This window comes from Virgibacillus sp. FSP13, from assembly GCF_054048505.1.
Map to the genome: position 1 here is coordinate 1 of NZ_JBSVKG010000056.1, position 2,720 is coordinate 2,720.

General features: G+C 38.7%; 1 protein-coding gene. It reads right to left on the bottom strand.

Annotated features, from left to right (window positions below):
- Positions 1-141: 141 nt before the first annotated feature.
- Entirely contained in the window at positions 142-1,959 is a 1,818-nt protein-coding gene (gene ltrA / locus ACW2QC_RS20095) for a group II intron reverse transcriptase/maturase (protein WP_457545703.1), read from the bottom strand.
- Positions 1,960-2,720 lie beyond the last annotated feature (761 nt).

Here is a 2,720-nt window from a genome sequence, read left to right on the forward strand (position 1 = left end):
TTATAGTGATAGGTAAGCCTTTGAAGTTATCGCCAGCTTTCCCCCCACCTCACACCGCACGTGCGGCTTTCACCGCATACGGCGTTCCAACTAATCCAATTCATTCAATATTTTTATGTATGTGCAAGATGAAATGTAGAATCAGATTGCTTCGTTTAGACATTGCTCACGCAATTCATTGACCTTCTTGAGTTGCTTTTCACTTAATTTTAGTGCTTTTAAAGCCACTTGTATTTTCTCTTGATGTCTCATGTGAATGAGCCGGTGAACAGATTGGTGCAGTATCATTAAGTTCCCATATGAATCATCTTGTGTGAGATGAAACGGTGTTTTGTGATGGCAGTGCCAATCATCCATTCCTAACTCAATTCCTGTAATGGCACATTTCCCGTATTGCGCAATGAACCGGCTAATCCGATTATCATTGTATTCGATGGAACGACTTGGTATATATTGTTTCATCACATAAGCAAGTAACTGTTTATTAATCGCTCGTAAGTTTCGGTGAACTTTTTCTCTACCTTTGGTAGTATAGTTACAGATTGATTGAGAGAAATTTAGATTTACCTTACAACGTTGGGCATGAATTGGAACAAGTACCATTCCCTTTATTTTATAGAGTTTGCATTCATATCCCTTATACCGTTTCTGTAAAGATTTCGTGAAGTCCCTAAACGTTGCTTCTTTTCTCATTTCTTTTAAACGATTATATAACGCTTTATTAAGACGATTGCCCAGCTCATTTAAGTCTATTGTGATGCGAGATGCTGCGGAATAATAATTTTGTATTCCCATTACAGCCATATTGAATCGCCAAACATTTTCGGATGAATGGTGTTTCTGTATCACTTTTATTGCCTGTTTGAGCTTTATCTGTGCATTTTTGAGTGCTTTCTTTGTCATGTGTGAGCGTGCAACATAAAGAGTCCTGCTTCTCGTCCGTTTCCTATGTGCTTTAAGACGGAAACCTAAAAACTCTGATGAGTTTTTCTTTAAGTTAACCACTTTCGATTTTTCTTCACTGATTTCAAGGTGAAGCCTTGTTTGAAGAAAATCTTTCACTGCATAATGCATTTTAATCGCTTGTGAACGAGTTTTACAAAGGATTTTAAAGTCATCTGCATATCTTACGATATAGCAATGTTTTAGATTCGATTGTTTCAGTGCATTATATCTGCCAGCATATGATTTATATGGCTTATGCGTCTCAAAGCTTTCCCATTGATGACTAACCCACCAATCAAGCTCGTTTAGTACGATGTTAGATAACAATGGAGATAAGATACCGCCCTGGGGTGTACCTTTCGTTGGGATTCCTTCCCCAATAATTTCAGCTTTTAAAAGACGTGAAATAATGGAAAGCAGTGCTTTATCACGAATACCAAGTGACCACATTTGTTTTATTAATTTTGCATGGTCCACATTGTCAAAGAATCCTTTTATGTCAACATCTACACAATGGTGCAGGTACGCTCGATTGACGAGTGTTTCCATCCTAGCCTTCGCATGATGCGTATTGCGGTTTGGTCTAAAACCATAGCTATGTTTATGGAACCTCGCTTCACAAACTGGTTCAAGCACTTGATGAATACACTGTTGAAACAATCTATCCCAAATAGTCGGAATCCCTAGAGGACGCTTTTTACCATTTGCCTTAGGAATGAAAACTCGCCGAACAGCTTTTGGTTTGTAATGTTCAAACATTCGCTGTATCGTTGATATGACCTCTGATACAGATAGTCGCTTTATATCTTTTATCGTTAATCCATCAAATCCAGCCGTTCTACTGCCGGTATTTCGTTTAATATTGCGATAAGCTAACCGAATATTCTCATCGGATTGCATTAAATCGAGTAATCCATAAAAATTTTGACCATTGGCACTCTGAGCGTATAAAGAATCAAAATGAGATTGCATGTCATAATACTCATTGTGCCTCAGTTTCTTTCGTTTTAACAAGTCGGTGGCTCCCTTTCGGAGCTGAACCTCTGTTAGTCTCACAAGAACCTTATTAATCGTTTAAGAACTGTCTTGCATGGTTGAATGAATCTTTTATTAGTCTAGTGGCTATCCCTCCACGTTCATTACACGTTTCAATGGTACTGTGCCACCACTTTCACTGATATGAAGAAAAGTTATACAGTCGCTATTTTCACGATTATTTTCCTTTTCAACGCTTTACCGAGAGTAAGCCCTCCACGTTATCAGCTTACAACGTTGAATTATGTCTATTATGGAACAAACTTAGGTGCTTCCTATGAGCCTGTTAGCACTGCATGTGCCTGTAACACAAGATGGACTTTCATATTCCGGATTCTTACTCATCCACAGCTAACCCTACATATAGTAGTAAATACATTTCTATATAACGCGCGTCTAGACCCGTACCTCCAGAAGTTTGTCAGCAATACATTATGTTATTGTATTTTACATTGCATTCTCACCATATCTGTTCAACCCAAGCACCATGATTTACACCACCCCATCAGGTAGGTTTTCGTCAGCCAAACTGTTACGGTAAATTCTCGCGCCTATTAGCCGAGCTTATAACACATAACTTCTTACTCAACTACGTGCTACTCGACGCAGGGAGAACCTTTCAGAGCGTTACCTCTTCATTCGATTCTTCAACATAACCCTTCAGTTTTAAGAACTTAAAACTGCCTGACCTTTACTGAAATTGTGTGGCCACATTTCATTGAGTCAGGAACATTTCGCAC